19 protein-coding genes are annotated in these 20,530 nt (G+C 35.9%); 5 read left to right on the top strand and 14 right to left on the bottom strand.

Annotation, left to right across the window (positions count from 1 at the left end):
• Positions 1-15 precede the first annotated feature (15 nt).
• The 7 genes from trsD to UP17_RS25715 form a co-directional block, all read right to left on the bottom strand.
• Entirely contained in the window at positions 16-675 is a 660-nt protein-coding gene (trsD, locus tag UP17_RS25690) for a TrsD/TraD family conjugative transfer protein (RefSeq protein WP_061466444.1), read from the bottom strand.
• A complete protein-coding gene (locus UP17_RS25695) occupies positions 668-1,066 on the bottom strand; it encodes a hypothetical protein (RefSeq protein ID WP_061466445.1) in 399 nt (132 codons plus the stop codon). The genes trsD and UP17_RS25695 overlap by 8 nt, the downstream gene beginning before the upstream one ends.
• Before the next feature lie 14 nt (positions 1,067-1,080).
• Positions 1,081-1,410 carry a CagC family type IV secretion system protein gene (locus UP17_RS25700; RefSeq protein WP_250211869.1) on the bottom strand — a complete coding sequence of 110 codons (330 nt, stop codon included), beginning with the start codon at positions 1,408-1,410 and terminating at the stop codon, positions 1,081-1,083.
• An 11-nt stretch (positions 1,411-1,421) separates the two neighbouring features.
• The gene (locus tag UP17_RS25705; protein WP_061466446.1) at positions 1,422-2,543 is read right to left on the bottom strand and encodes a hypothetical protein; all 1,122 of its coding nucleotides are present in this window, start codon (positions 2,541-2,543) and stop codon (positions 1,422-1,424) included.
• Between the two features lie 483 nt (positions 2,544-3,026).
• Positions 3,027-3,170, bottom strand: a complete 144-nt coding sequence (locus tag UP17_RS28445) for a hypothetical protein (protein ID WP_167556018.1) — start codon at positions 3,168-3,170, stop codon at positions 3,027-3,029.
• 445 nt (positions 3,171-3,615) lie between these two features.
• A complete protein-coding gene (locus UP17_RS25710; protein WP_061466447.1) occupies positions 3,616-4,089 on the bottom strand; it encodes a hypothetical protein in 474 nt (157 codons plus the stop codon).
• 57 nt (positions 4,090-4,146) lie between these two features.
• A complete protein-coding gene (locus UP17_RS25715) occupies positions 4,147-5,397 on the bottom strand; it encodes a ParM/StbA family protein (RefSeq protein ID WP_061466448.1) in 1,251 nt (416 codons plus the stop codon).
• Between the two features lie 698 nt (positions 5,398-6,095).
• Here UP17_RS25715 and UP17_RS25720 point away from each other — a divergent pair.
• Positions 6,096-6,998, top strand: coding sequence for a hypothetical protein (locus UP17_RS25720; protein ID WP_061466449.1), 903 nt, complete (start codon positions 6,096-6,098; stop codon positions 6,996-6,998).
• A gap of 1,050 nt (positions 6,999-8,048) precedes the next feature.
• On the opposite strand, the gene UP17_RS25725 is transcribed toward UP17_RS25720, so the two are convergent.
• Entirely contained in the window at positions 8,049-9,170 is a 1,122-nt protein-coding gene (locus UP17_RS25725; protein WP_061466450.1) for a hypothetical protein, read from the bottom strand.
• Between the two features lie 1,412 nt (positions 9,171-10,582).
• Between UP17_RS25725 and UP17_RS25735 the strand changes: the two genes are divergently transcribed.
• Positions 10,583-11,068, top strand: coding sequence for a hypothetical protein (locus tag UP17_RS25735; RefSeq protein WP_061466452.1), 486 nt, complete (start codon positions 10,583-10,585; stop codon positions 11,066-11,068).
• Positions 11,068-12,723 (top strand): helix-turn-helix domain-containing protein, encoded by a 1,656-nt coding sequence (locus UP17_RS25740; protein WP_061466453.1) that lies wholly within the window; start codon positions 11,068-11,070, stop codon positions 12,721-12,723. The genes UP17_RS25735 and UP17_RS25740 overlap by 1 nt, the downstream gene beginning before the upstream one ends.
• Positions 12,724-13,390: 667 nt before the next feature.
• On the opposite strand, the gene UP17_RS25750 is transcribed toward UP17_RS25740, so the two are convergent.
• The 5 genes from UP17_RS25750 to UP17_RS25770 all read right to left on the bottom strand — a co-directional run bounded on the left by UP17_RS25750 (position 13,391) and on the right by UP17_RS25770 (position 16,264).
• Positions 13,391-13,981 (bottom strand): hypothetical protein, encoded by a 591-nt coding sequence (locus UP17_RS25750; RefSeq protein ID WP_061466455.1) that lies wholly within the window; start codon positions 13,979-13,981, stop codon positions 13,391-13,393.
• Entirely contained in the window at positions 13,968-14,378 is a 411-nt protein-coding gene (locus UP17_RS25755; protein ID WP_061466456.1) for a hypothetical protein, read from the bottom strand. Before UP17_RS25755 ends, UP17_RS25750 begins: the two co-directional genes overlap by 14 nt.
• Before the next feature lie 238 nt (positions 14,379-14,616).
• Positions 14,617-14,916 (bottom strand): hypothetical protein, encoded by a 300-nt coding sequence (locus UP17_RS25760; protein ID WP_061466457.1) that lies wholly within the window; start codon positions 14,914-14,916, stop codon positions 14,617-14,619.
• 803 nt (positions 14,917-15,719) lie between these two features.
• Positions 15,720-15,992 carry a DUF3847 domain-containing protein gene (locus tag UP17_RS25765; RefSeq protein WP_061466458.1) on the bottom strand — a complete coding sequence of 91 codons (273 nt, stop codon included), beginning with the start codon at positions 15,990-15,992 and terminating at the stop codon, positions 15,720-15,722.
• A 5-nt stretch (positions 15,993-15,997) separates the two neighbouring features.
• The gene (locus UP17_RS25770) at positions 15,998-16,264 is read right to left on the bottom strand and encodes a hypothetical protein (protein WP_061466459.1); all 267 of its coding nucleotides are present in this window, start codon (positions 16,262-16,264) and stop codon (positions 15,998-16,000) included.
• Positions 16,265-16,479: 215 nt separating this feature from the next.
• Here UP17_RS25770 and mobQ point away from each other — a divergent pair, with 215 nt between their 5' ends.
• Positions 16,480-18,489 carry a MobQ family relaxase gene (gene mobQ / locus UP17_RS25775; protein ID WP_061466460.1) on the top strand — a complete coding sequence of 670 codons (2,010 nt, stop codon included), beginning with the start codon at positions 16,480-16,482 and terminating at the stop codon, positions 18,487-18,489.
• A 672-nt stretch (positions 18,490-19,161) separates the two neighbouring features.
• Here mobQ and UP17_RS29830 read toward each other — a convergent pair.
• Positions 19,162-19,350 (bottom strand): hypothetical protein, encoded by a 189-nt coding sequence (locus UP17_RS29830; protein ID WP_061466461.1) that lies wholly within the window; start codon positions 19,348-19,350, stop codon positions 19,162-19,164.
• Between the two features lie 553 nt (positions 19,351-19,903).
• Here UP17_RS29830 and UP17_RS25785 point away from each other — a divergent pair.
• On the top strand, positions 19,904-20,512 hold the full coding sequence (locus UP17_RS25785) for a nucleotidyltransferase family protein (protein ID WP_061466462.1): 609 nt from the start codon (positions 19,904-19,906) through the stop codon (positions 20,510-20,512).
• Positions 20,513-20,530 lie beyond the last annotated feature (18 nt).

Consider the following 20,530-nt stretch of genomic DNA (forward strand, 5'->3'; position numbering starts at 1 on the left):
TCCTTTCCGAACCGGTTATCCGTATAGTTTTGACATTTCAAAATCAAAGGATCTGTATAGCAACGTTAACGTATTTTTCTCGGACAATTTTCTAATCGTTATATCGTACGATTCAAAAGTGGATCGCAGGGAGTTTGTCAATTCCTCCACCTTTTTTGTTAAAATGGTTTCAGCACGTTCTAAATCTTGGAACGTACGTTTATACATTTTCTCCCTAATGACAACAAAATGTTGTTTTGTCGACATTTCATCTTTCATCCTTATCCCTTGGAAGTGATCGATGTAGGATGTGATAAGGGTTCGCTTGTATTTATTACCTGAGTTATCCATATTCTCGAGTTCATGCAAATAGCGTTTTTTCCAACCTAAGTTATAGGAACGGAAATCCACTGGAACCGTCATCGAGATGGTTTGTAATTGATCATGGACTTGACTCATTAAGAATGAACCGTAATCTTCAAATAAACGATTCTGTTCATACTCCGCCAATAAATCTAGGTTGATACCACTCACTTGGAGAATGGACGACAGATATCCATTTTTCAAAAGGACATAGTCTTTGTATATCCCTTCTATAATACTTATGTCTTGAATTGTCGATTTTCCTTTTTTTATAAGAGTTTCTACTTCATAGTCAAATTCTTCCCTATCCATTTTCTTATTATGATTAACCACGGAAATCATCCCTTTTATTCGATTTCATAAAGAACATCTTCTGTCTATTGTTGTAATGATAAATTCGTTTTAAATAGCTACTATATGTAATATTCGGTCGAGAAGATATGGGCCGTAAAACAGCAAAGGTTAAGGAGGCTAACAGCAAAAGGGCCATAAAGAACAATTTAACCATCATAAATCCCAATGAATAAGGGGGAATGAACAAGATAATGGCGGAAATAACGACCGCCGGTAATATAAATCTAAAGAAATTCATTAATGATAAGCCTTTAACAATGTTATATGATCGATCGACATTATCAGGGAAAAAAAACGTTTTCCCCTTGCGACTGTCTTTTTCTCCAAGTAACTCTTTGAGAGCCTCTCTAAGCTCTTCTTTTTCCGTCATCTAGTTCACCTCAATTAAGCGAATAACGCGTACATCCACGGAACAAGCCATACGATTGCGGCTGCTAAGCCTACCCCTGCCAAAGCCATTCCTACGCCACGAAACATTTCATTTTTGGTATGCGGATCATCCACGCCTGGTAATTTTTTAATGATGATCCAGATGGAGACGCAGATGCCGACGGTAACAACAAGCCCCGTTAACAATGTTTGAACTTGTTTCAGTCCCTCTTTGATTTTTGCTGATACATTGGCTGCTGCAGATGCTTGCTCTGGGGCGATATGTAAAAGTAAAAGAATTGCAGCAAACATCAGTAAGATTTGTAATTTTTTTAACGAAGTCATATGTTTCCTCCTTAGTCGTTTTCCCTAATTTCTTTGAATTGAATATCGGTTTCCACCTCTTTTACCTGTCTTTCTTTCCGCTTTTCTAGTTGAATGTGATTATTTAAATTTCCCAACTGTTTCTCGGCCTCTTTCTCAGAGAAGTAAGGGGAAACTTTTTTCACTTTGCCATTGCCACTCAATTTCCCAATATACGAGCCAACTTGATTTGAAATCACCTCAAAATCATGTTGTTTCGCTTGGCTTTCTTTATTTATTTCCATGCCATAAAAGGCAAGGAAACCTTCTGCAATAGAACGACTATCCATGATAACTTCATCAAACATTACTTTCATTCCGGGGTTATCTCTTACTCTTTCCATCCATTTTTCTGCAATGTCAGGCAACCAGACGTCTCGTTCTTTTTGATTCTCTACTAGTGATAGCCTGGTCCCTTGACCATCATTTGAAATATTTTGGATCGTAACGGTCTTTCCTAAAAGATCTGAAGGAATAAAGTGCTCTTCTAAAGCCCTACGAAGAGATTGTTTTTTAAGTTTAGGATCATTTTTAAGTTTCTCTTTTACAACAAAGGTGCGTGCTTGTTCGATATTTTCATAAGTTGTTAGGGTTTTATAAGATTTTGCTAAATTTAGCCGAAGTTGTTTATTGTCATGGAGGGAGAATGCTTTTCCATCATCCACAATGAAGAATGAGTGCATTCTAAACTTTTCAAATTGGGAGGTTCCGAGTGTTTTTTGAAGCAAATCCTCTTTGGTTGGAAATACTGGTGTGACGATGTGCGCTTCCTTAGATTCTTGTTTATAGACCCCGAAGTACGCATCTTTATCCTTCAGGATGAAAAAAACACTTTTTTCCTTATCGACTGGGAATGCTTCAATATAATTCCCTTTTATTTCAAATAACTGAGGGTGATGTTCCTTTATCATGGCGTAATATAGCTCATACTCAGCCTCTGTCTTCTCTTCGATTGACCAAGAAGTGGAGTCTTGTTTCAAACTCTTCTTTTCCTGATTCATGAGACTTGTCTTATCTAAATTTTTTTGTTTAGACTGTTCAATCATTTGTAGAATAGAATCAGCAGTCGTAAGCATGGAATCGTTGACCGATCTTTCAATCGAATCATTTCTCATAACAAGATCATCTCCTTCCTGGGTCGAAATGATTTGAAACAACTTAGCGTAGAAGGAAAAAGGATGCTATTGCAATTCCTTTGACGCTTCTCTTGCTTGTATTTTACCAGCGATATTCCTTTTATTGATAAAATCAACCAAAAAACTACAAAAAATGAACCATTTGATGGGATTCATAGTCATATAACCCTAACTTTTCTGGTTGGCATTCAAGAGACTTTAGTCTTGTTATTATCCTTTTTACTAATCCTTGATCTATTCTTTTCTGGCTGGCATTCAAGAGACTTTAGTCTTGTTATTATCCTTTTTACTAATCCTTGATCTATTCTTTTCTGGCTAGATCAACTGCTAGATTCTGAAATTTCAATTAATATCTTTAAAATCATAACGGTAAAAACCTTTATTTAAGAAGAAAGAAAACAAAATACGCGGCTGTATTATTCTCAAGGAATAATACAGCCGCGTATTTTTGTTGTTATATCGTTATTGTTCGCTCATCTCAACGTCGTCCATATGCTTTGAAATATATTCATTAAATTGGTTAAATAAATAATTAAGGTAGGAGTTTAGTTCAAATCGATCTTCCTGAATAAAATTGACAAATGGGGTTTTAATTTCTTCTTCCATCTATTCCTCCCCTTTACTTTATCTTTAATATCATCCAGAACCTTAAGCACACACCAATTTGAAGTTCATTGCATTTTCTGTTTAGAAATAGTAATTTTTTAATGAATCATCATTCTTATAAATGTAGTATTGGCCCTGCCTACGCCAAGATAACATCGCTTGTTTTTATTATAAAAGAAAACGCTTGCATTTTCCAATGCTACTGTAATACAAATTTTGACAAAACCTTTGAATATAAAATGTACGTCCTGCTTTGAGAACTTTGTATAAAGACCCAGCCACTCGATGGAACCCCCTATATAAAAAATTTTCAGTTAAAAAGGGCTCTTTCCATTTGATTTGGGTGTAAAATCAAATGGAAAGAGACTGATTCAAATTAGTCGTTATTCAACGACCTTTTGAATCAGCCTCTTACATATATCTGAGCTCTATTTTTAAAAGTGTTTTATCCCTTTAAATTAGTCATCTTTCCCAACTTCAATAGTTTAGAAAGGGCTTCGTTTGATTGACCCTTACCTTCCTTAGCATCTTCTTCATGATTCACAGGCGCTTCAGATGGAACGATTGGTGAGGAAGCTGGCTTACTTTTCTGGGATACCGGCTGCACCATTTGCTGGGCAAGCGCCGTCCCTTCGGGATTCCCTACAATTAAAGAAACGATATTATAAAGAATCCTTTGCCCTTCCTCCGTTTTCAAAAGTGCTAATTGATCATTCGCAAAGGTGTCTAGTGGAAGGTAAATACCTTGTTCTTTATAAGATCCATTCCTAACCTTTAATCCATCTTCAATAAGCGCGCTAATAAGTTCATTTCTGCTTTTAAAGCTGTCTACCAACTCATTAAATTCATTAGCCCATTTTATCGAGGTTTTTGGGGTATATTGAATTCCCCTACCTGGAGTGATTTTTCTATTGGACAACGTTACCACCACCTTGTATCACAACTAAAAGAAGATGCTGCTCCTACTCTTGAATTTTTATGCTTCAATAGATTGCTTTTCAATTTCAGCAATAATATTTTTCAAGAGATATGCCTTACTTGTAAAGAAACTGGCTTGATCGATATTCGGAGGAAATAAACAATCTTCATCTTTAAGTTCCGCTAGGTATTGATAAGCGAAGAGAAGCCCTCCCCCGACGATAATCATTTGCCCAACGTTTGTATCAACAAAATACCGGATGACTTTATCTTTCACTTCTTCGGCATATTGTTTTGTATATTTTTCTACAATCTTGGTGATATCTGCTGTTTTGGACTGCCATGTCGCTTTAAAGACAGGAGAATATTTAGGTTTTTTAACCATTTTATCGATTTCCGGCTTGATGAACTTCCTCATGAATTCTTCACGTGTAAACGAGATCTTAGGAGTTTTATTCACCCTTTCAAAGCGAGCCCTTATGCTGTCGAATTCCTTTAGTTCAGCTGCTTCTTTCATGATTAAATCAATATATTTATTTGTACCTATCAGATGGTTTGTAGATTTAGTTGAATTTAAACCATTTTCATCATAAAGAGCTAAATCCAATGTTCCAGCTCCCAAATCAGCTATGGCAAACTCATCATGGATTTGTGTTGAAAATTCAGTTTCCACCACTTCCCCATCCACTAAATCAAAGGCCAATGCTAAGTAGCTCGTTACGCCTTCCACATTAAGCTGAACATCCGTAATGTTAATAGTTATGGTTTTGCCTTTATAAGGCCCTTTTATTGCTGTAATTTCATGCTCACCCATATATAAGTTGATTTTTTCCGAAGACGCCTGTTTGGCCTCTTCTATTGGAAGCCCAAAACTCAATGGAACATCTACCTTATTGGTCTTACCCGATTTCCAAGCAGCTAAGGCTAATCCCGCTAAAGTTGTTACAACATGGATTTCATTCCCTAATTTATCTCTTGCATCACTGCTGGTTTCTCTTAAATTATTTTTGTCATTCGTTGAAATTTGAGCATATTCCCCTACTGTATAATAAGCATTTGTTCGATTCTTTGGTAAGGCTTTACTTTTAATATGTAAATGAAGAATCATATCATCAGGAAAAGATTTATCTGCGCTTTCATCTGGCATATCTTCGGCAGTCGTTTCCGCGTTTTCCCCGATAATACTCGCGATATTTAATGAAACAACATTTCCATTTTGATCGATATACGTAATTTTATTAGAAATGTTTCCGCTATCCACTCCAGCAATTAAATAATCCTCTTTAAATAAAAAATCAAGTTTTGTCATGGTCTTCCTCCTTCGGACTAATCTAGTTTAGTCTACTTACTATCCAATATATAGAGACTAACTGTTAAAGTCAATGAAAAACTAGCGATAAATTGACGTTAACGATAATTCAGCGCTGATTTAATATCGTTAAATTAGCGCTACCCCGTCACTTAACACACACCTTTGTGACCAGTCGGTTCGTTTCAACTATATATTTGACGGTAATTTGACGTTATCGTTCTTTTATCGCCTTTAATCACGAGAAAGTTAATCGCAATTTATCGCTACTTATCGTCATATTAACGTTATCGGTCATTTAACGTTGGCGGTTTCAGGAGAATTACTTCATATAAACCATACTAAACTAGATTAGATTAGTCCGGTAAGGAGTACAAATTAACGCTAATCATTTCATATTGTTGCATTCTACCGCTAAATTTATGTCATCGATCATTTAACGCACGAAATGTAGAAGAAACTCATTAAAAATCCAAACTAGATTAGACTAGATTGGTCATTGGTTATTATTGTATTAAAAGATTAATCTAGACTAGATTAAATTCGGTCGGATTCGTTCATTATTTCTAGTAAAGCAAACAATCCTAGTTGATTAGTCTTTATCTAGTAGTTAAACTATAGATAAAGATAAATTGACGCTTAGCGATAGGTAGATAAAAATAAGCTATAGTTAAACTAGCGTTAAGAGGAGGGTTATCGTGACAAACAGAGTTCAGGCAAATAAGGATTTCATTATAGAAGCACTTCGTGACGATGCTTTATTCACTTCGTTGGTACTTGATAAGGAATACAGTGCCAAACTATTTAAAGAAGATATACTAGAGTTGGATTCGAATGCCATGTATTCAACCACCGATTGTTCCGATAAGATCTTTAATATCGCTAATTCGACGTTAAGGTATTACGTTAGGATGCTAGAGGGATACTTAGAGATTTATGTAGAAGGTAGAAAGAAGCGATTGCCATTTCTCACTGTTTTTAAAATCCATATGACTTTACTGTCAATTGAGAGGGGAGAAACGATTTCCGATATACAAGTTAAGTTATCGCTAAAGTCGATTCCTCAACAAAATGGCGGAAAAGCAAAAGGAAGTAAATATAATGAGGATACCTTAGATCAATTATTCTCGGAATTTGATAGAAGGCAGAATGTAATGATGAGAACCTTCACGCTACAAAACACAATCAATCTAATTGAAGTGGAGTTGCTGAGAAGGAGAACTGGAATAGCTGATAGACAAAGACAAATTGAAGTTATAGAAGAAAAGATTAAAAATCATCGGTTAAATCGCAAAATGGATCGACAAGCAGCGAATGTGTTACGAAAAAGTTTGGAGCAAAAGAAAAATACAGGCTTTTTCTCTTTCTTTGCAAAAAAAAGTACTGAAGATACTCTGAATATAGAATCTGACATACTAGTCGATGAAAGGGATATCAAAGCTGACCATATAGAAGTGGAACTTATTGAAGAAATTAATACAATAAGGCAGAAGATTAATCAAATGGAAGAAGAATCACTTGCTTTAGAAAAAAGGTTAAAATCTGAAACAGCACTTCTAACAAATGAAAGGGAAGTATTAGAACAAACTATGGAAGATTAATGGTTCTTTTTTATTTATTTTGGGTCTATGGGATAAGGTGGAAAATTGGCACCCCCCAAACTTTTATATGTAGTACGCTTTCTGGAAGATGGATATTTAACATTTCATTTTGTAGATTCAAATTAGGAATAAGAGTGTCCTTTTGCTTTATGAAGATCAATAAGCTTCTCAATGAGCTCTCTAGAGCTTTATAGCAAGTAAAAGGGGCCTTGCCCCTTAATTAAAAATGTTGAATGCAGGAAAAGGATATAAGTTTAGGCCACCGTCTTGGGTGGTCTAATTTTTTTTTACAAAGTATTTTCTTTTTTAAGGTATTACTTGCAGAATTTTTGGTGAAAAGCGATTTCCTGAAAGGTGATATAGAATGCTGCTCATTTCACTTGTGCTAAATTTTCATAGTTGCCGTTTTAAGCTTACCCAACTAATTGAAGGTTTCTTCTCGTGATTGTTCAAAATTTATAATAAATGAACCTTAATCTAACTAATATGGTTGGTTGATTAATCTTTTCATTAGTTTTCAATATGTAATTGTTGAAAGGCTCATTGTTTTAGAGCGAGTACATTATTCTTAATAATCTAATATTTTAAATTCTGTTTGAAGTGATTAATTTCGTAAATAAACAAATTTAATAAAAAGGCATATTTAATAAGAGAAAACAGATTTAATAAAAGAAACAGAAGTAATAGGCATTTTTCTATTGTTAGGTATATCCCTTGAGGGACAAGGGTTCTAGCCATTTCTAAGAGTTGTTTTAACAGAGTTTCCACTTTCCCACATATAGAATGTAAATGAAGTCACATATACACAGGGCTTTTTTTTAACTATTTACATATTCACAGGAGGGTATTTTTAATATCCACTATTTCACAAGACTACATTCGGAATCTATTAAGCCTAAAAAAATAATCCTTCTCGAAAATTCTGCCAGAATTCGTGACAGAAGAGGGAAGGAAAGACCTTTGTTTTAAGGGAATACTTCAATATTTTTTTTAAGTATATTCGAATAGCCCTGTGAATGTCTTATTTTTTCACAAGGCTGGGTTAAGCTATTAAATTACACCGTGTAGCTCTGGTGCTTGGCCGGTTTTGGTGTACTCTCTGATTTTGGCTTCATGGATTAATTCATAAGGAATCTTTTTTAAGGCCCCAGGGAGATACTTTCTAAAGGCCATTCTGAAAAAGGCGCCAATCGAGTAGAAATGGAAAGAACCTTTTCGTTGTTTTTCTGTATGTATATGAATTCCTATCTGATCTATTGTTTGTAAAAAGAAGGTCTTCATGAATCGATCACGTATGGTAAAGCTTTCATCGTCCTCATCCATAAGATAGTTCAGTTTATTCATTACTTCCTGCTTAAAGGAAATCATGACATCGATTTGGTCTCTTGGTTTAAATTTAATTTGATGTCCATCAAAGAAGTAGGTGAGCTCTTTTGATAGTTTCGCCATGAGTGAGTTGACATTGAATTCATCCGTGTTTTCTTCGACACATTCCGGCTTCAAGGAAAAGGAGGCTTTTTTTATCCATATTTGCTTGCCACGAATCTCTATCCCTGTGAATTCGATGGAAAAAAGAGCTTCTAAAACGCTTAAAGTTTTACGAACCCCTTTTGCATTTTTGTTTAGTTGAAGTTTAAGTGTCTTCATTGTCCGTTCTTGATTTATTTTCTCCATTTCACCTGTCTTGCTGAAAGACAGACCAGTCCGGAACTGGTTAAGTAAGGATAATAGAAGTTCGATACCTTCCGGGTTCGAGGTACGTACGAATTCTGCTAAAATATTCGTTTCAAAAAGGGCGTGCGGTATGATTAGGTAGTTGAGAGATACACCATTAAGTTCAGGTGTATTATACTTATCAACATCTTTTAACATGATAACAGGTAACCCTTCGTGGATTTCCTCTTTTACAAAATGATGATCTTCTAAAAACTTTTTTCCTCCCCAAAGGGTAGAATAAGAGATTCCAAGTTTCTTTGCCCAGTAAGAAAGATTATATTCCTTAAGCATGCCACGTTGGTTTTGTTCTACTTGTAATTGGTTTAACATGGTCATATATACGACATAGGCAGAGGCAGGAGGGCGCTCAAATGACTGATCACGAAGAAAATGGAATTCTTTTAAGATGGCGTGATGCATTCTAAAACCATCGATTCTTATTCTGGATTCTTTCATTTTAGGCCCTCCTCTCGTCTATTTTTCTAGTTTGAATTATAGCAGAATGGAAAAACAGGAAATGGTGTCCTTTATTAAGGGATTTTCAAAGTTGCACAATGTGTGCTCATCCCTTGGGGGGCAAGGGATTGAAAAAAACTCTAAAATTTTTTGTGTGAAAGGAACCGTCATTTTTTCACACGTTTTGTGCATATTGTGAAAGGAACCGTCATGAATTGATGGATAAGCAAATTAGGATAAACGTTGATATATCAATGTTTTCATAAAATAGTCCACCCATAAATGGGCAAGAATTAAAAAACTTGCACAGAAATGTGTGCAAGTTTGTGTGAGAGCAAACGTCATTTTTCTTCATTTTAGAACAAAAAGAGATAAATTTAGGCACTATTTTGTGTGGGCCCCTAATTTTTGCTGAAACTTTGTTGGTGATTTAGGGGTGTAAAAGGTTGGTTGGTCATAATGTTTTAAAAAATCCCAGATCAAAAACAGGGAGTTGTGCACATTGTGAAAGGAAACGTCAAACTAGAAAAAAGTTGCACAGCTTATTATGGATGAGTGATATGTGCAAGAAGGCATCGAGCTTATGGGATGTTGTTATTGGAAGATAAACTTGCATACCCTTATCTTTGTGCACATTGTGAGAGCAAACGTCCAATGAAGGAAAAGTTGCAATCCTATACAATGGTGTGCACATTGTGAAAGGAACCGTCATTCTTTAATCATTAAGTGGGTTGAGATAACCACTGGTATATCAACAATCTAATGAAAAAAGCCATTTATAATCGAACTAAAAGCGTAAAACTTGCACAAAAACGTGTGAAAGGAAACGTCATTTCCCTGTTTATTTGACCAGAAGGAGATTACTTTATGCAAGGCTTTTGGTAAAGAACCTATATTTAAAAGAAGATTTATATTAAAAGTCTTGTGCACATTGTGAGAGGAAACGTCAAATAAAAGATAAGTTGCAATTTCATGGAGAGTAGCCATCCGGCTGCTTTTTTGTTTTATTTTTCCCATTTGCCTCCCGAATCGTAAAACAGCGCAAGCCTCCTTGGCTTCCAGCCGGCAGGAAGCCAAGGAGGCAGCCAATAGGTCAAGGGGTACCAAACTTTTTTATTACGGATGCTAGTGCAACATAAAAAACTCAGTTCTCAGAACGCCCTGGATCGATTGTCTTTGCGTGTTTTTCGTTCTACTTGCAACAAGGGGGAACATTCATCCCCCTTTGGTGAACAGATGCGCTTTGCAAGTTAAAAGGGAAAATATCGCATGTGAACTGAGAAGAAGTGTGATGTGCACATTGTGAAAGCAAACGTCAAAATAAAAAAAGTTGCACGTTTAAACCGTGTGTTGACAAAAGCAACAATGCTCACTCATAATTACCATATTACTAGATTAGAAGAGGAACATATATGGATTTTTTAGTAGGAGTTAAAGAGGTGGGGGAAATTCTCGGATGGGATCGGAGAAAGGTTTCCACCTATCAGCTGCGTGGCGTGCTTCCTAAGCCAGTGGTCCAATTATACAGTGGCCCCATATGGTTTCGAAAACAAATCGAATTTTATAAGGTTGGGAAAGATTTTGGTGTCAGGACTTATTATATAAAAGATGAGATGGTCTATGAATGTATGCATAATCAACCCTTCAAAGATACTATCTATTCCCCTAACGATATCAAAGAACAGATGGGAAATTATATCCTTTATCAGGAAAAGGACATCCAACAGTTGAAAAATGCCATCCTAGAAAAAAATCCGATCGTTCAGTTCCTTTCTTTTGAGTCCGTTAGCTTCCTTCACGATTTGGGTATTTTGGAAACTGTTGTTTTTCAAGATTACATCCAACAGTACTCATTTGAGGACATAGAGTCGACAAAAGAAGGGCGGGTTAAAGAATAATGTTACAACCCCTGCAAACGAAATTTTTGAATGTCATGAAAACGATTTTTCCAGATTTTCCTCAACTCTTTGTCGAATGGAATATGGATATCAACCATCTTATGTCAGGTCAAGATGATTACCAGCCTAGCCAAACATTAAAAGCATTTTTTGTGATTTTGGATAGCTTGGTGAAAGATTATGGATTGAAATTCGAGGATATGGAACAATGGGTTGACGATTACATAGAAGAAATTAGAAATTTTGTCCTTCCATACATACAGATTATAGGAGAAGAGAATTCAGCACATTCCCCAAAGTCTAACAACAGGGAAGTGATAAATGCCTTGTTGAATCAAAATTTTGCCGAGTCCGGTTCGGCCTTATTATTTCATAAATTAAGGGAGACCATCAGTAAAAATGAATTCGACATTGCGACTGATATTCCTACTGCAAGGATTGCGGAGAGGGCTTTAGAAGCGACGGCTCAAGTGAGGGCAGAAAATGATTATCTGATGATGAAATCTAATGTAGCCATCGAACAATGGAAAAATCTCACCTCTCAAGCCATCACGTCGATGGATGACTTAACCGCAGATATTTTTGATATTGTCTCGATTCTTTGGATGCAACAGGCTACTCATAAGGACCAAATGATTCATTTCCATACGGATGATGCTTTGAATCTAAGGAGATTGCAAGGTCGGAAAGAAGATTTAGACGGCTATCAAATGTCTTATCGAAAAAAAGAACGTGACGATATCATGAAAAGGTTGGCCGCTCTCACAACGATATGGATAAGAATTGAAAAAGAGAATTTGAGGTTCATCAATGAGGATCAGGGAGATTTTGAAGAAATTGGACAAGTCCAGTTTAATCCCTTGTTTTTGGTGGATAGCGTGACGGTAGCCTATCGGGGGGATAACCCGATTGGTATTTATGAATGCAGCATTCGTCCAGGGGAATTGCTTGCAAACTTCTTATACGGTTCCCAAAGGAGCAGTGGGCGGCTTGCATTAAAGACTCTAGAATACCATCCAATTAAGCAAAAGTACCATAAACGGTTATCCAGGTACCTGTCCTGGCAGTGGAGGATTCGCCAGAAGAGTGCAGACTATCTCAGGGCTTATCATATTGGGGGAGACAAAGGGCTTTTAAAAGTCATGGATTTGGACGTGAATCCGCGATATGGTTCAAGGATTAGAGAACAATTTGAAGAAATATTGGACACCCTGCAGCAGGATGGAATCATTAAAGGGTGGAGCTATAAGGAAAAAAACCTTGAGAAGCAAATTGAGCAGGAGAGAAATTGGTTCGCAAACACCTGGTTGAAGGCACGTGTACAAATCATCCCACCTACTGAAATCACGGGAATGGGAGATGACCAGGACTTATTATTGATTGAGGATCAGGACTATGACACAGAGAATTTCCTAACTATGTTGAAAGGTATGACGGACAGGGAGACTGGTGCAACCAGGGAGATGGTTGAAGAAAAGCAGGTTTCTCCTGAAACGATAAATAAGGAAAGAACGGATCGGGGATTAAGCATTTTAGAGGCAGCTAAGGAAATGGGCATCTCCCATAGTACCTTGTCCAGGTATGAAAGGAATCTAATTAAACGTCCGTATACAGTTAGCTTAGAAAAAATGAAAGAGTGGTTAAATGCAAAATAAGCATCTAAACGGTGCTTATTTTTTTGAAGATTTCTCCTAACATATCATGCGGAGCATCATCTCAATAATTAAAGATAAATGCATCTTAATTTGCACTGACATAAATATTGAAGGGTGGATGAATGAACAAAAGACCGTTTATTGTTTTGAACAAGGAAAAAAGATTGAGGGCATTAAAATTTTTGTGATTGAAATGAAGAGAGAGCAAGGATCGCTGGTTGAAGTGCTATTGGTGACTAAGTTGCCTTGCTCGAAATATAATATTCCCTCAAAGGGCGAATGTTACATATCAGACACAAACTGTGATTGTTACAGTCCGAAAAAAGTAACTAGCCACCGGCCAGGTCAAATGTTGCTACAAATACTAAAAATGGATAGGATCTGTCCCCCTGTTTAGTAAGCCAATTCGATTATTTTGGAGTAATTATTGGTGAAAATATTGTAGGGTGAATAGTCCGTTGATGGTATGCAATAGAAGAGAAGTTGTTTGTTAACGAAGGGGAGCGATAGTTGATAACCGAAAAGCATAGGTAATGAACTTGGAGAAACTTATACAAGTTCATTACCTATGCAAATTGCATTGTGAATGCATAGGTTCATATTTTGAAATTTACTTGAGATTAATGGACTTTCCCCTTCAAATGTTTTCCCTAGCCTTTCGTATATTCTATTCGGTTTCATCATCAAGCAGGCGCAGGATATTTTCTATGACACCCGCATGATCACCTTTTCGAAATTTATCAATAAAGTCTATATAAAGAAGCTCAAATACCTTTTCTAGTGTGTAGCCATGTTCTGGCTGAACTTCCTCCATATCGGCAAGCAAAATCTCTCCACGTAAGGCGTATTTCCTTCTCATGCGTAAATTCAACGTTTTTATTTCTTGGTTCTTTTCTTTATGGATTAATTTAAAAGCAGATTCCCCATACTTTTCAAGTCTTGAATCTTTACCAGCATACTTATCCAATGAGGTGAGCAATCGGAATATGGCATTTGAGTCTGGATTCTTTTTCGCAAACAGTAAAAAGTCATTATATAAAAGATTCATCAAGTCGTTTTGTTCGAAATGCAGGTCTGATAGGTCTTGAATATCTTCACAGAAAACTTCTGCTCTTAGAAATAGATTCAAGGGGACGTCTATACTCAGTAAGATGGTTGAAGATTTATTTACTTTATGGAGTAACTTTCCGATAAAGTTTGTTGATCCGATTAAAGATAGTTCTTCATCTATAAGATTGGCTTGGCTATATTTCCCCATCGGTTACGCCCCCTAGTTGTCTTTTTTTGTATGCTTCTATAAAAATCCGATGAGCTGCTTTTCGAACGCTACATTTCCAAACGGCCGCATAATCGCCTATCTTTTGATACGTTTCATGATCTACTTTGCAATGAACCGTGTAAGGCTGGTCTGTATAGGTGACGTCAGGGTATACGAGCACCTGTTCAAGACCAAAAAACAGTATTTCCGTGCCAAAGGCTGTTTTGGAGCCATTCCAGTATCGTCGGGATTCCCGTCTTAATATCATGTCCATGGGTTCGTCCACGGGGATTTTTATGTCGTGAAGCTTATCCGAACGAACTTTTCTTTTTTGTGGTTCAATCGTTTTTTTATTAGAAGAAGAGAGAACCGGATTCAAATGTTTAACCTTTCCCATTTGGTTTTCCCCTTTCAGAATCGTCTTTTTCTTTGGGTTGGTTGGTCAGTTGGTTACATCGTTACGCTATGCCAAGAGTGGAGGGAGGTATATTTGCTAGGGATTGTGGCAAGGCTTTTTTTAAGTGAGGTGATACGAAATGAGTAAAGATATTTCAAAAGAACTGGCTGAAAAGCTTGCTAATAAGGCATCCACGCTACATTACGTAAAGAGCACAAATGAATCTAAAAAGAAATAATTAGCCTAAAATAATCTTAATTCCACCCTGTTCAGTGAGTTTGTATGGGGCTTGATTCTGTTTTGTAGTATAGTTTTGATCTGTCCAGCAACCATCTTCATCCCGCCCCCAATCCGGGCAGGGGAGAGGGACGTCAGCAATTTTATGTTTTTGAAGGATACTTTTATACTCGTTTGAATGTGCGGCAACAAATAAGGCCAAACGGATAATTTGATTACGGTCTAGATCGGTCGCTTTATACACATTATCTATATAATTTTTATAAACGTCCGGGTATCTTACGGTAGGTCTATACACCATTTTCCTTCCTCCTTTTTAAATAGTATATGGACGTCTGCTGGTTAAAATGCCATTTGGTCAAATATGGTTTAGTGCAAAAATTCTGAGGTTGATCAAGGAATAATTAATTTGGATTAGTCTGGTCTGGTTTTTAAAAAAAACCAAACTAGTCTAATCTAGGTTAGTCTAGTTTGGTGTGGTTTAGTTTATTTTGTTATTTGAAGCCATGGAACTTTCAATAAAGAGGGATAGTTAAAAAAGAAAGAAAATTCGTCTGTTTGTTTTACTACTTCACCGTTGGATCGAGTAAGTAAGATAAGGCCAAGTCTAGATTTTGAATAGCCAGAAGGGATCACCTTTTTCAAACAAAAGTACGTTTGCCTCGGCATTAATAACTATTGATAACCACTACCTGTAAGGTTAACCCTAAAACTGCTTCATTTAGTCACATTTTGGGCTATCGGCACCATAGAACGTTCTGAAAACCAGAAGATATTAGGAGACAAAGAGAATAAAAGGTTAAGTAGAGCTGCATATTCTTATCAAGAATTACCACCTAAAATCGATGTAAAAAGGCAAACAATCTATCATCATGTTCAGTGTACTTGATCAAATTTTGGTTTGTTCATTCATGATAATTAATTATTTTAAAGACGTAATAATACCATTACTGATAAGAACTAAATAATTCATACTAAGTGTAAAAAAACTAAAAGGATAAAAAATGATACCTCTATCATGAAAATTGAAAGGAAGAAAATAGCGAAACTGTGTATGTGTGGTTAATTTATGGGGCGTTCAAGAATGGCTTTATCTTATTATTTTTAATGGACTTCCTCATCTAAACTTTTTATCTGTCGAATTACATATTCTTTATTTTTATTTTTAAAATTAGCTAATACCTTTAGTAAGTTTTCAGTGTCCTTGAGGGACATACTTTCTTCTTCTAAGTACTTTTCCAAAAGTGCTCCTTTTTGAATCAGTCTGCGCGTTCGTTCTTTTCTGGCTTCGTTTGAAACTTTATGTTCTAAAACCCTCTTCTTTTGCTCCAGAACCTTTATTCTGTCCTTCATTTTTTGTAGTTCTTCATTAGGCATATGAATTACCCTTTAGGTGGATTTTGTGGAAAATTCTTCTCTTCCTCATCATCCTCTTTTGAAGAAGAGGCTTCACTTAATGATTTCACTTGATGATTAAAGGAATCAATTAATTCCTTTGCTTCATTCACATCTTCCACTTCCCATGAATCCATAAGATATTTCCCAATTTCCCTTTGAGTGTTGTTTAATATCCTTTTCTGTTTTTCCTTCAATCTTTTGATTTGCTCTTCAATACCTAATATTTGTTCTTTCGTATTCTGTTTTACCAACACGAGCACCCCTTATGGATATTTTTCCTAATTGTAACACTTGTCCTAGAATATGGAAAGTGATAGAATGATCCCGAAGATAAGATCAAGGGCGCACTTATATACCACTATCGTGGTATTGTGCATTGGCTTCTCCTTCGTAGAAACCAATTTCGTGAAGCGTCTGAAAAATTCGCTTCGCTCATGTTAGTAAAAGAAAGTGAGGTGCATGAACCGTGGCCATCTACCATTTCTCCAATCAGATTATTTCAAGAAAAAAGCAACAAAATACCATTGCTGCAGCTGCATATCGTTCTGGTGAGAGATTGGTAGATGAAAGAACCAATGAGTCCAAGTTTTATAAAAGACAAGTGAAACCGATTATTCATATTCTCGCGCCTAGTCATGCACCTAAATGGGTATATGATCGCCAGCAATTATGGAATGAAGTGGAGAAAGTAGAAAGACAATGGAATGCACAACTTGCCCGTGAAATGAATGTAGCCTTACCAAAGGAACTATCTCATGAAGAGCAAGAACAATTAGCCATTAAATTTTGTAATGAGGTTTTTGTGAAGGATGGCATGGTTGCCGATTTAGCGATCCATAGAGATGATGAAGAAAATCCACACTTTCATATCATGTTAACCATTCGACCTTTTAATGAAGAGGGAACATGGGGAAATAAACAAGTGAAGGTTAAAGAAATTATTAATGGAAAACAACAAATAAAAGCCATACATACAACTGATTGGAATACCAAAGAGAAGCTTGTTTACTGGAGAGAGCAGTGGGCGACTTATGCAAATCAATTCTTAGAGAAAAATGGTTTTCCTGAAAGGATCACACATTTATCGAATAAAGATCAAGGGCTTGAAACGCTCCCGACCATTCATGAAGGAGTTGTCGCAAGGCAGCTGCAAAATGAAGGGAAAGAATCTGAAAGAATTCGAATAAATATGGAGCGTAAAGAGTACAACAAAATAATCATCGAACTGTCAGAAGTGAAGAAAGAAAAACAGATAAAAGAAAGAACAGAGAAGTTTGTTCGCCGCTTCACTCCTTTAGAGAAAAAACAACTACGTGAGTCAGCCAAATCCTTACGACTTTTTGTCAATTACGAAAACATCAACACTAGAAGGAGCCAGTTAGACAAATGGCATGCGCGCCTAGAGTTTAGTCAGGATTCCGTTGATACATTTAAAAAAATGAACCGGATTGAAAGAGAAACAGACATGTTAGATCAAGCTGAAAATATTTTGGAAAATGAGGCCAATAGGTTTTTAGAAAAGTATTATCCGAATTTTAATATTGAGAATCATTCTAAAGAACAAAAAATTGAGGTTGTTGAAACGACGGTCACCCAGAATAAAAGGTTAAGTACCCATGAAATTGAAAAAGTTATTACCTATTTAGAGAAAAAGCAAATCGAAAAGGACTTATATGTCTTACTGAACAATAGACCACAGTTTGTTCTTTCCATACAAAGAGAAATTCAACGTGCAGAAAAGCAGTTCGAGAATTTGCGTTTGAAAAATGGGGTTAATTTTGCTGATGGGTCAACAATTAAAAATGCTTCTGAAAAAGAGTTAAGTCAAATGCAGTTTTTATTAAAACAAAAAGAGAATTTGAACAAATCATTAGGCATGTTGGGGCAGCTTTATGACCAACAACTTCACGCTATGTATCCTAATTGGAATGGACGTAATTATTTATCGATTGAACAAAAGGAACTCTTTGTCATGGCAGAAGAGTATTTTGGGAAAAACATTACGCCTGGGGATTTTTCAAACTTACCAAGAAAATACTCTAAAGATGAACAAATTGAAATTATTTTCTCTTTTTATCAAATTAGTAAGGGTCATAATGATTCATATAAACGAAATCAATCTATTGAGCTCTTAAATAAGAAGTATCCAGAATTCCAAACAGATAATCAATCTTATAAACATATGTTCTATTATGAGTGCATGCGATATTCTGATGAAATTGGCCAAGAACGAATGAATCAACTTCAAAGTGCATTTAATGTCCAGCACGTTGGTAAAGAAGAGGACTCCCAACTTGAGCGTTCCGCCACTTTCGGTCCAAAATCGAATCATAATTCCAGTTTTTTGTCTTATGATGCTTCTGATTTCTTTTCTATTCTTGAAAGTGCAATCCATGAAGCTGATCGAAAATGGAGAGAAGATGAACTTGAACAGAAAAAAAACAAGAGGAAAAGACAAAAGGGTATGGAACGCTAGTATTGCGGGTATTTGGATGTTGAACACATTCTAGCGTTCTTGTCGAAGACTTGCTAGCTCAACCTTTTTCGTAGGTGAACAATGAAGCAGATGCACTAATTGAAAAAATTGAAAAGTAGGTGAATCCACTAACTTGATTCATTTTTGGGGGTCCTCTACCGATTTGGAAGCTACAACACATGGGTCCAATGATTATGTACGAAACTATATGTTTTTGGAAGATAAAAATCTGAGTCCTATAGCCATAGGAGGCTTTAATTGTTCATCCTTTGTGCTCGCGGTTAAGAAAGTAGGGTTAGAATAAGGCCTATTATCTTCTACCAGATCGAAAATCTTCTTGCATCTGGAAAAGATGCCCAACAATAAATGGAAATTAAAGGGGGAGATCATTATTGACCATTAGGATGAAAGGATATTGACATATTAGATGACTGAAAAAAATTGATTTTAAAGAGTTGATTTCCCATTTTTTTCTTAGATTGGGGTTATATCAAAATGTTGAAGGTACCCGAGCTATTGTCGGTAAAAATATTATAGATTTTGTTTATTTTAAAATAAACCTCGTTAGAATATATAAAATAATCTTCATCCATAAATAGCTAAATACTCATTATTCTTATTTAGCAAGAGTTGTTTGAGATTCTCACAAAAATGTTGAATAAAAAGTAAAGATTAATATAACTTGTTGCGTATTGGTTTTTGCATGTACCTCTTCTTCTCTAATTCAAGGTCATCTAAATCTATTATTTTCATCATATGGATTAATGATGTGCTCCGCACCACTGTCATCGATTTGACCGTCATTAAAAACAATTTTTCTTCCGTACCAAAGGTGCGTTTCATAATTACCAAAATATTCATTGTTAACCTCCATGAAAAATTTTTTAAAATAATGACATTTTTTTAAAACAAAGGAGGGTTCTTCCACCTACTTTTTAAGAAACGGGAGAACCATCCCCATATTTTCTACTTTCATATCATTGGGTTATGGCATTTGTTTAGTTATGCTTTCGATTTTTAAATAAAATCTAGACTATTTATTAATAAGCATCCAATTTCAAGTTTTCATCAATGAGAAGTGTTGGTTCTGTTACTGCTTGGATTTCTTCAACAGAATACCCTTTTGCTACCTCTACTAGCTTTAATCCTTTTTCCGTGACATCGAATGAAGGACTAAGTATGGAATTAAATGAGAGTTTAAAAAACCTCATTTAGATGAGTTACGATGAAGCGTACCATAAGTAATATAATGAGGCTTTTACGCATATAAAGAAAAAACACTATCCAGATTCTTTAATTAAAATTCAAAGCATAAACAATCAATGATCTCTTAATAGGCTATACAGCTAATCCTTACTCCGCTTGTGCTTTTATTGTGAGAATTAAGAAAAATGATAGGTAGAAGGTGACAAACATGGAAGCAATCGTCCTAGCTGCTGGATATTCCAGCCGAGCGAATGCATTTAAAATGACTTTGCCGATGGGGCAAATGGGGCAAATGAGCGTGTTGGAGCAAACGATTTCTAAATTTGAAGGATTATGCAGCAGGGTCATTGTCGTAGCTGGGTTTCAAGCGGAAATCATCCAAGAGGAAATTGCCAAAATCATCAGTAAAAATGCCTACTCATTTCAGATCAAGTTTGTTTATAATGAAAACTTTAACCAGGGAATGTTTCATTCCATTCAAAAGGGCTGCAACGAAGTAAATGCCCCAACCTTCTTTATAACACCCGGAGATTGTCCGCTTGTTAAAAAAGAGACTGTTCAGCTACTAGCAAAACACAAAGGAAACGTAGTTATTCCCAGCTTTGACTATAAAGGCGGCCATCCCATTAAATTATCAAGTGAAGTGAAACAGAAAATTCTCGAAACCAATCCAGAGAGTAATTTGCGTGTGGTCCTGGGTGGTTACGAAAAGCAATACATGAATGTAGATGATGCGGGAGTATTAATTGATGTTGATACACCGGAGGATTACCAAAAAGTCATTGATTATGATAAAGCTTTAAATTTCTCGAAGTAAAAATATAATTAAAAACTA

Source organism: Peribacillus simplex (assembly GCF_001578185.1).
In the GTDB taxonomy this organism is placed as follows: domain Bacteria; phylum Bacillota; class Bacilli; order Bacillales; family DSM-1321; genus Peribacillus; species Peribacillus simplex_A.

Bases quoted from the DNA above. Each gene is read 5' to 3' on its own strand.
- UP17_RS25695 (WP_061466445.1), bottom strand. From the start codon at position 1,066: ATGACGGAAAAAGAAGAGCTTAGAGAGGCTCTCAAAGAGTTACTTGGA.
- UP17_RS25700 (WP_250211869.1), bottom strand. From the start codon at position 1,410: ATGACTTCGTTAAAAAAATTACAAATCTTACTGATGTTTGCTGCAATT.
- UP17_RS25705 (WP_061466446.1), bottom strand. From the start codon at position 2,543: ATGAGAAATGATTCGATTGAAAGATCGGTCAACGATTCCATGCTTACG.
- UP17_RS28445 (WP_167556018.1), bottom strand. From the start codon at position 3,170: ATGGAAGAAGAAATTAAAACCCCATTTGTCAATTTTATTCAGGAAGAT.
- UP17_RS25715 (WP_061466448.1), bottom strand. From the start codon at position 5,397: ATGACAAAACTTGATTTTTTATTTAAAGAGGATTATTTAATTGCTGGA.
- UP17_RS25725 (WP_061466450.1), bottom strand. From the start codon at position 9,170: ATGAAAGAATCCAGAATAAGAATCGATGGTTTTAGAATGCATCACGCC.
- UP17_RS25735 (WP_061466452.1), top strand. From the start codon at position 10,583: ATGGATTTTTTAGTAGGAGTTAAAGAGGTGGGGGAAATTCTCGGATGG.
- UP17_RS25740 (WP_061466453.1), top strand. From the start codon at position 11,068: ATGTTACAACCCCTGCAAACGAAATTTTTGAATGTCATGAAAACGATT.
- UP17_RS25750 (WP_061466455.1), bottom strand. From the start codon at position 13,981: ATGGGGAAATATAGCCAAGCCAATCTTATAGATGAAGAACTATCTTTA.
- UP17_RS25755 (WP_061466456.1), bottom strand. From the start codon at position 14,378: ATGGGAAAGGTTAAACATTTGAATCCGGTTCTCTCTTCTTCTAATAAA.
- UP17_RS25760 (WP_061466457.1), bottom strand. From the start codon at position 14,916: ATGGTGTATAGACCTACCGTAAGATACCCGGACGTTTATAAAAATTAT.
- UP17_RS25765 (WP_061466458.1), bottom strand. From the start codon at position 15,992: ATGCCTAATGAAGAACTACAAAAAATGAAGGACAGAATAAAGGTTCTG.
- UP17_RS29830 (WP_061466461.1), bottom strand. From the start codon at position 19,350: ATGAATATTTTGGTAATTATGAAACGCACCTTTGGTACGGAAGAAAAA.
- UP17_RS25785 (WP_061466462.1), top strand. From the start codon at position 19,904: ATGGAAGCAATCGTCCTAGCTGCTGGATATTCCAGCCGAGCGAATGCA.